We start from the raw sequence: 8472 nt of genomic DNA, 5'->3' as shown, positions 1-8472 counted from the left end.
TAGAAGAATTGAAGAAGAATTCAGAAGTCAGAATTAATGAGTGGGGGATTCAGACCCACCACTCATTAAAGACCACTAAATCTCCGATTTAGTGGGGGACTTAAACCCGTTTATTCATCCGCCACTCTTTACTTAAAATATCCCTAGAATCGGGCTAAAATTGGGGTTGAAAACACTATTTTTGAGTAGGTGATGCCTAGGTTGGGCTGCGCCTACGCGTAATTTTGATACGCATCTTTTATTCTTACTCCATTGGTTCAGTACAAGAGTTAACTTCATACTTCTACTTATGACAAACTTTCAGCATAATTTCTAATTGGTAAAGCAACTTAAAATATAAACCTTAGCCGCCAAAGCATTGCGGTACTAAACTTCATCTTATGACATCCAATCAACCCTCTGAGCAACCTGTATCTGAATCTACCGCTAATGAAGTGTTCGACGTAGAGCAGCAAGACATTGCAAATGCTTTATTTCCCATCGTTGGCATTGCCGCCTCTGCGGGTGGATTAGAGGCATTTACACAGGTACTTAAGCATTTGCTTACCGATACAGGGATGGCATTTGTGTTGATTCAACACTTAGACCCTAACCACAAGAGTCTATTGAGCGAGATTCTGGCAAGAACAACTCAAATGCCTGTTATTGAAGTGCAAGATGGCATGACTGTAGAACCTAACAAGGTCTACATTATTCCGCCTAACACTAAGATGATGCTGTCTGCTGGAGTGTTGCAACTCACGCCGCGAGAGAAAGTTCATGGTAAATATATGCCTGGTGATGCGTTCTTTACTTCATTGGCAGCAGATCGAGGGAACAAAGCGATCGCAGTAGTTTTATCTGGGGCGGATGGAGATGGTTCACTGGGGCTGAAGGCAATCAAGGCAGCTGGAGGCGTAACTTTTGCTCAGTGTGAAGACACGGCAAAATTCGATAGTATGCCCAATACAGCTGTTGCCACTGGGAATGTGGATTTTGTGCTACCGCCTCAAAAAATCGCCGAGGAACTGGTAAACCTCAGTCGCAATCCTTTTATTTCTAACTCTTTGCCCGCGATCGCAGTTGAGAAATTGCCCAAACAGGGAAATGCCCTGGCGACTATATTTGTATTATTGCGATCGCAAACTGGCGTTGACTTCAGCCACTACAAGCCCAATACCCTCGATCGGCGAATCCAGCGCCGAATGCTGTTGTATAAACTAGAACGCTTGGAGGATTATGCCCAATATTTGCAAAATAATCCGAGTGAAGTCAAGGCGCTCTATGAAGAAATTCTGATCCACGTCACCCATTTTTTCCGCGATCCCGAAGCATTTCAACTCTTGAAAGAGCGAGTCTTTCCTACCATCATCCAAAACAAATCAGCAGGGTTGTCGATTCGGATTTGGATAGCTGGGTGTTCGACGGGCGAAGAAGTGTATTCCATCGCTATCTCCTTGCTGGAGTTTTTGTCGAATAAAGTAATCTCGCCGCCGATCCAAATTTTTGCCACAGACATCAGTGAAATAGCGATTGACAAAGCGAGATCAGGTATTTATGCAGAAAATCAAATGGTGGAAGTCTCACCAGAGAGCCGCCGCAGATTTTTTAATGCCCTTGAGGGCGGTGGATATCAAATTAGCAAAACTGTCCGCGAACTATGTGTGTTTGCCCGACAAGACTTGGGCAGCGATCCCCCTTTTTCTAACTTAGATTTAATTAGCTGCCGGAATGTACTGATTTACTTGGACGAAACGTTGCAAAAACGGATATTGCCCATCTTTCATTACAGTCTTAATCCGACTAGCTTCTTGCTGCTAGGGACTTCAGAAAGCACAGGTAAATATTCGGAGTTGTTTACTCTAATTGACAGAAAGTATAAAATTTATGCCAAAAAGCTAACTGCAATTCGTCCAAGTTTTTCATTTATTACCAGCAATTATCCGATAGTAAAAGTGGACGAACCAAAGCCGATCAATGAGAATTCATCGGATGAGTTTGACTTAGAGAAAAAAACTGACCAACTACTCTTGGATCGCTATGCCCCAGTGGGTGTAGTAATCAACAACAAGATGGACGTGCTGCAATTTCGGGGACAAATCGATCTCTATCTAAAACTTGCACCGGGGAAACCGAGTTTTAACTTATTCAAAATGGTGCACCAAGGCTTGCTCATCGAGCTACGGGCGACAATTTATCAGGCACAACGGCAAAAAATTCTAGTTAGAAAGGAAGGGTTACGGATTGAATCCGGCGATATTTCAAGAATCATCAATCTTGAGGTGATTCCATTCAACCCTGCGACTGACGAAGAACTCTACTTTCTAGTTTTATTTGAATCAGCCCCACCCATAATTAACAACCCCAGCACAGTAAATCCTGAGAGCGAAGAGCAGTCAGATTTAGCGCAGGAGATTGTTCGGCTAAAGCTTGAACTTGCAACTGCCATCCAAGAACGGGCTGCAACTCAAGAGTATCTGCAAGCGGTGATCCTTGAGCAGGAGCATATCAATCAAGACCTGAAAGTTGCCAATGAAGAAATCCTGTCGAGTAATGAAGAGTTGCAAAGCACCAATGAGGAACTAGAAACTGCCAAAGAAGAGATTCAGGCAACCAACGAAGAACTCAACACCACTAATGAAGAACTTCGGTCTCGTAATCTGGAATTACACCAACTTAACAACGATCTCACGAATTTACTTGCCAGTATTAATATTCCCATTTTGATATTGACTTCGGACTTACGCGTTCGACGTTTTACGCCAATGGCGCAACGACTTTTCAATTTAATTCCCGCCGATGCTGGACGACCTTTGAGTGATATCAGAGCGAATCTCGATGTTCCTGAATTAGAAACTCTAATTTTGGAGGTACTTGACACACTCAGCACCAAAGACTTAGAAGTTCAAACTTTGGGGGGACATTGGTACAATCTCCGCATCCGTCCTTATCGCACCACAGAAAACCAGATTGACGGTGTAGTGTTGGTGTTAATAGATATTGATGTTCTTAAACGCAGTGCAGTAACGTTAGAAGAAGCGAGAAATTACGCCCAAGCGATTGTGGAGACGGTACAAGTGCCGTTAATCATGCTTGATTCTGATTTCCGGGTGAACAAAGCCAATCGCTCGTTTTATGAAACATTTCAGGTTTCAGAATCACAGACAGCGCAATCTCTGATTTTTGAGTTAGGGAACGGTCAGTGGAATATACCCGAACTGCGATCGCTCCTAGAAGACATTCTCGTCAACGATACCAGTATTGAAAACTGGGAAGTAGAGCATCGTTTTGAGCAGATTGGGCAGAAAACCATGCTGATCAATGGTTGGAAAATTATTCAACAGGGAGAGGCTCAAAGGATTTTGCTGGCCATTGAAGATATCAGCGATCGCAAGCAGTTTGAGTTAGAGCGATCCGAGCTATTAGCACAAGAGCAGTCAGCCCGTCAACAGGCCCAAATTGCCAACCGAGCCAAAGATGAATTCCTGTCGAACCTCTCCCATGAACTTCGTAATCCGCTCAATACCATACTGGGCTGGGCGCAAATTTTCCGTACTCACGATTTAGATTCTTCAGCAGTCACTCGTGCCTGGGAAGTGATCGAGCGGAGTGCTAAGGTGCAAGCTCAGTTAATCGATGATATGCTGGATGTCTCACGAATTACGAGTGGCAAGCTTCATTTAAACACTCGTCTAATCGATCTAGTTTCAGTAGTGGATGCCGCCATTGAGTCTATCGAATTTTCCGCAGAGGCGAAAGGCATTCAGATTGTTTCACAGTTGAACTCGGCGACAGTTGTCGGAGATTTTGATCGTTTACAGCAAGTTCTGTGGAATTTACTTTCTAACGCGATTAAGTTCACTCCAGCCGGTGGGCGAGTGGAAATCACGCTCGAAGCTGTATATACTCATGCTGAAATTCGAGTCAGCGACACCGGAATTGGCATCCGGGCAGACTTGCTGCCATATATTTTTGATCGCTTCCGGCAAGGAGATTCTAGCACCAGCAAAACAACTCAGGGACTTGGATTAGGCTTGTCAATCGTCCGTCATATTGTCGAACTTCACGGTGGAACAGTTCAAGCGCAAAGTCCAGGCGAGGGACTAGGAACCACGATCGCCATCAGGCTGCCTCTGCGCTCAATGCCGTTGGAGATTACACCGCCAACTGATTTAGAGCCGAGGGTTTTGCCAGAGACTCCGGATACATTAGATGCTAAAAATCCACCCCTTACCCTTCAAGGGTTATGCATCTTGGCTGTAGATGATCAAGCGGATAGCCGCGACTTAATCCAGTGGATGTTAGAAGACTGTGGGGCTGAAGTAGTGGTTGTGACATCGGCAAGAGAAGCGATCGCGGCTTTAACTGAATCTCCTGGCAAATATGATGTACTTCTAGCAGATATTGGGATGCCAGAGGAGGATGGTTTCTCCCTAATTCGTCAGGTGAGAGCGCTTGAAGCGGGGGGACAAATTCCAGCAGCAGCAATCACTGCCTATGCCACCGAACAAGAGCAGCAAACGGCAATTGATGCTGGTTTCCAAATGCATCTAGCTAAACCGATTGACCTTGCTGAATTGGGATTGATGATTGCAAATTTGAGTGGACGAGTCACAGATAATTCGTAATTTGTCATTTGTCATTTGTCATTTGTCATTTGTCATTGAGGGTACTGTTGTCAAATATAGCAATATAACATTTGATTTTTGAAAATTTGCGGTATCTAGATCCCCGACTTCTCAAAGAAGTCGGGGATCTAATTTTTCACAAATTATTTAGGACTGCTATATATCATGTTTGAATAAATGTTTGAATTACGTATAAATTGTCTAATCTGCACCTAAAACATTCTTAAGTTATAGATGATATTTAACATTTTTACTTAAAAAGATACAAAACATATTTAATTTTTTCTATTAAAACAGAAAGTATCAACTATGAATTGAGGAATCAAAAGCATGACTGCAACCTTCATGAAGCTGCCTAAGTTTCGCAATAGTCAATGGGTGAGCTTTGTAGGTGGAGAAGGGATTGTACGCAACTACACCCCTGAATCTGGTACATGGACGTATCTCATTGAGATGGCATTAGGGCTAGAGCCTGACTTTGGCAGAGTTGGTGCAGAAACTATGATACTCCTCACCGAGGCAGATTTGCGGCTTACCACATAAGTAGGGTAATTACTTGTAATAAAATCTCTCAATGTAGTTGGGTTGAACGGCAGTGAAACCCAACATGAACAAGGATCAAACGTTGGGTTTCGTTGCTCAACCCAACCTACAGATATTATAAGTGTTTAACCGAACTTGATATCATATCGTGTCATGCCCCATGCCATTCTCGGTTGGAGAGTTCTTTTATCGGCAATAAACTGGCTTCAATCTTCTGGCGCACAACGTCTGTAATCTCACAGTTGCTATTAAGGCAATCAATAAGCAACTGATTGGCATTATAATATTGTTGCAATACTTGCTGTTGCTGTGGGCTGAAGTGCCAGTGATGCTCAATGTTTCGATGCTTGGCGATCGTGGCTTTTAACAGTTCCATCCAGGCAGGATAACTTCTGTCCCACCATGTCTGAAACCTTTCTCTACTTTGTTCTGGATCAGGCAGTAGATCTTTAAGTTGTTGTAAAGCTTGATGTAAGCCAGCATCTTGAACGATCGCTAAAGCATAACTCAAAGCATCGTCGCAGGCATGGGCATCGACAAAATTAGATTTGCAGTCAATAGTGCATTCCATTACTAGGTTATCTAATGCCGCATCCAAAAAAATACCCTGATCAAGCATGCAGACAAGAGCAAAGTGCGAGATCAGGTGAGGAGTTCGAGCCAGAGCAAGGTAAAACGCGCAAATTGCAGTAGGCTGGGAGGGAACGGCAAGGGACTTGTGATTTGCCCAAGTTAAAAATTTTTGCAAATATGGATCTTCAGCCACTAGCGCATCAACTTCCTGCTTCATCAACAGTACTAGGAAATCTGCACTCCGCAGCATGGCAACCGTTAACAAAAAGATTTCACGCCACCTGGGTTCACTAATATGACTCACTAGACGTTCTAACGGTTGTTCTAATGTTTGTAAATTATAACTGGCAACGATTTTTCGAGCAGTTAGGTATTCTTGAAACGTCAAATAAGAGAAGGAGAAAATCCCCCGCACTCGTTCTGCTAGTAATCCATGTTGTAACTCTATCGCCTGAAGTACCTCTTCACTATCTAATTGCAATTCCTCTGGTTCCGTCGAAGCATTCGGTAAATCACAGATATAATTGCTAATATATTGTTCAACAATGCGTTGTTCAAAAAAGTAATTACCCTGCTCAAATGTCGCGCTAGCAACCTGACTCAGCAACTTCAGATTTTGTGATAATAAGAAACCTTCGTACACTTGATCCCGTTCAATTGCTTTAGTTTCATCCCATTTGCCCAGGAGGAGGTCTAAACATTGCTTATAAAACGCAATTTTTTGGTTTGGGAATTTGTTCTGCTGATGAAAAACCCAGCAGGCGAGATGTAAAAACAAGGGGGAGACGGCAAGTCTACGAAATTGTAAATTTTCGGGTAAATCTAGTTTCTTAATAAACTCAATTGCCTGTTCTTGTTTATTCTGGATGTTCGTTTTTGTAAGTGCTGTAAACCACTTGTGAGCAAAAGCAACAATTTGGTCTTGACTAAATGGGGCAATTTCAACATCTGTAAAGCGTCTAAGGTTGAAAGCTTTAGCCGCCGTGCGGCAGGTGACGACAAATATATTCTTTTGATACTTTTCAGAGAATCTGCGAATCTCATTGGCGACACCCTTCCTTTCTTGATGAAGCACTTCATCTAATCCATCCAGCAACACCAACACTCTGCCTGACAACAACAAAGTTTCAAGCACAGATGGATCGGAAATCCCACAGGTAAGGAATTCCTTGCAAATATAGTTGAGTAAATTGAACTCTCCTGCTTCTCTAGATTCGTCGGCAAAATCTCTTAAGGTGACAAAAATGGCAACCCGATTTGCAGCAAATCTACCTCGGTTGCATTCAATCGCCAGATGTTGTAAAAAAGTGGTTTTACCTACTCCCGGTTTACCCAACACCCGTAGCTTTGAGTAAGTTTGAACTGCTGTGATCCCCGCGATTTCTATTTGGGATACTTCACCTAAACCAAAGCGATCAAATTCTTTTGATGTAAACTTTTGCAAGTCAGCAAACTCTAACCACTGAAAGCTTGCAATCTCCTCCAAAATGTTGACATCTATGTAAATGTCGTCGATTCTAACGGGGCGACTAACATTTAATAACTGCAAAGTGCCGCACTGGTCTTGAATTTTGTCAAAGCGTTGCGATCGCACTTGTTGTACTAGAGCATCAATATCTAAAAATTCAGCAGCACCAAGTTCTTTTGATTCGCTTAATTCTTCTGGAGGATTAGCCGCAATTTCCCGCCAATTCAACGACAACACAGAGCAAATTTCTATAAATATATAACGGTCAACCGAACGCCCACTAAAAAACCGCCAAATTGGTTGGCGAGTCTTTAAGTTGACTTCAAAAGCCAAATTGTCTTGTGTCCACCCCTTATGAGCGAACGCTTTTTTGGCTTGTTCAATGCCGGTGACTGATCCCTGGAGCGATCGCTTGACCATAGAAGCTTACACACATCAAACAAGAATTTTTCAAGATGATTTATTTAAAGCATCTTCCCCTAATATCCTCTCATTGCATTGTTCTCAGTTAAACATGACTGGTTTAAGTGTTATTTTTAACTTTTTTTTGTGTGTATTCCGGAATTATGGTATATTTAATAACTCTAGTGGTGCGGCAATCTAAACTTTATGTAAGATTAAATAGTTGCTATTATTGTACCACTCCTCCACAGTTGTGTATAAAGTTAACCTAATATCATTCGTGACAAGTTAAGGGAAAAATATTTTTGTCAACAGTAATTAAGCTATAAATCAACGGGTATATTGGGTATCAAATTTATCTATCTTTTGAATAAAGTAGCAATTGATTTCGTGATGATACACCAAGTGTGATATTTTGTTTAGCGACGGGAGCTACTGTCAGTAGAGCGAAAAGTTTTGCGATCGCTAAAAAATAGTTATGAACAGTAAACCAAAAAGTTTTTTAGAAGTCTTACCACCTGGACATTTCAGCTAAAACCAGGGATCTCACAGAACTCACAAAACAACGTTTTATTGAGGATTTCAGACGATACCCCTAGCTACCTTCAAGCGAGCGATCGCTTGAACCCTCTAAAAGCAATGGTGAATACTCCAGATTCACAATGGCTGAAACCCTTGTTTTTAGCTTGGTTTTGAAAAGTTTGTGGTTTACTGTAAGGAGTTAGCCAACAGTTAAATCAGTGATAATGATTGATTTTGAACCTTGGGATAGGTTATTGCGTCAGTATGTTGATCAACAGGGTCGTGTAGACTATATTGCTTGGAAAACAGAGCAACCATCTGCGATCGCAGATTGGTTGTCAAGTCCAAAAAATCTGG

3 protein-coding genes are annotated in these 8472 nt (G+C 42.2%); 2 read left to right on the top strand and 1 reads right to left on the bottom strand.

The window, feature by feature from the left end; translation table 11 throughout:
• Positions 1 to 380 precede the first annotated feature (380 nt).
• Positions 381 to 4607, top strand: coding sequence for a chemotaxis protein CheB (locus LC605_RS29155; RefSeq protein WP_229550932.1), 4227 nt, complete (start codon positions 381 to 383; stop codon positions 4605 to 4607).
• A 330-nt stretch (positions 4608 to 4937) separates the two neighbouring features.
• The gene (locus LC605_RS29150; protein WP_229550931.1) at positions 4938 to 5150 is read left to right on the top strand and encodes a hypothetical protein; all 213 of its coding nucleotides are present in this window, start codon (positions 4938 to 4940) and stop codon (positions 5148 to 5150) included.
• A 151-nt stretch (positions 5151 to 5301) separates the two neighbouring features.
• Here LC605_RS29150 and LC605_RS29145 read toward each other — a convergent pair whose 3' ends face one another.
• A complete protein-coding gene (locus LC605_RS29145; protein ID WP_229550930.1) occupies positions 5302 to 7611 on the bottom strand; it encodes an NACHT domain-containing NTPase in 2310 nt (769 codons plus the stop codon).
• Positions 7612 to 8472: the final 861 nt, after the last annotated feature.

The sequence above is a fragment of the Nostoc sp. CHAB 5836 genome (genome assembly GCF_020829445.1).
Taxonomy (GTDB): Bacteria; Cyanobacteriota; Cyanobacteriia; order Cyanobacteriales; family Nostocaceae; genus Nostoc.
Note: the sequence above shows the minus strand (reverse complement) of the source record. Positions and strands in the feature narration are given on the sequence as shown.

Bases quoted from the DNA above. Each gene is read 5' to 3' on its own strand.
- LC605_RS29155 (WP_229550932.1), top strand. From the start codon at position 381: ATGACATCCAATCAACCCTCTGAGCAACCTGTATCTGAATCTACCGCT.
- LC605_RS29150 (WP_229550931.1), top strand. From the start codon at position 4,938: ATGACTGCAACCTTCATGAAGCTGCCTAAGTTTCGCAATAGTCAATGG.
- LC605_RS29145 (WP_229550930.1), bottom strand. From the start codon at position 7,611: ATGGTCAAGCGATCGCTCCAGGGATCAGTCACCGGCATTGAACAAGCC.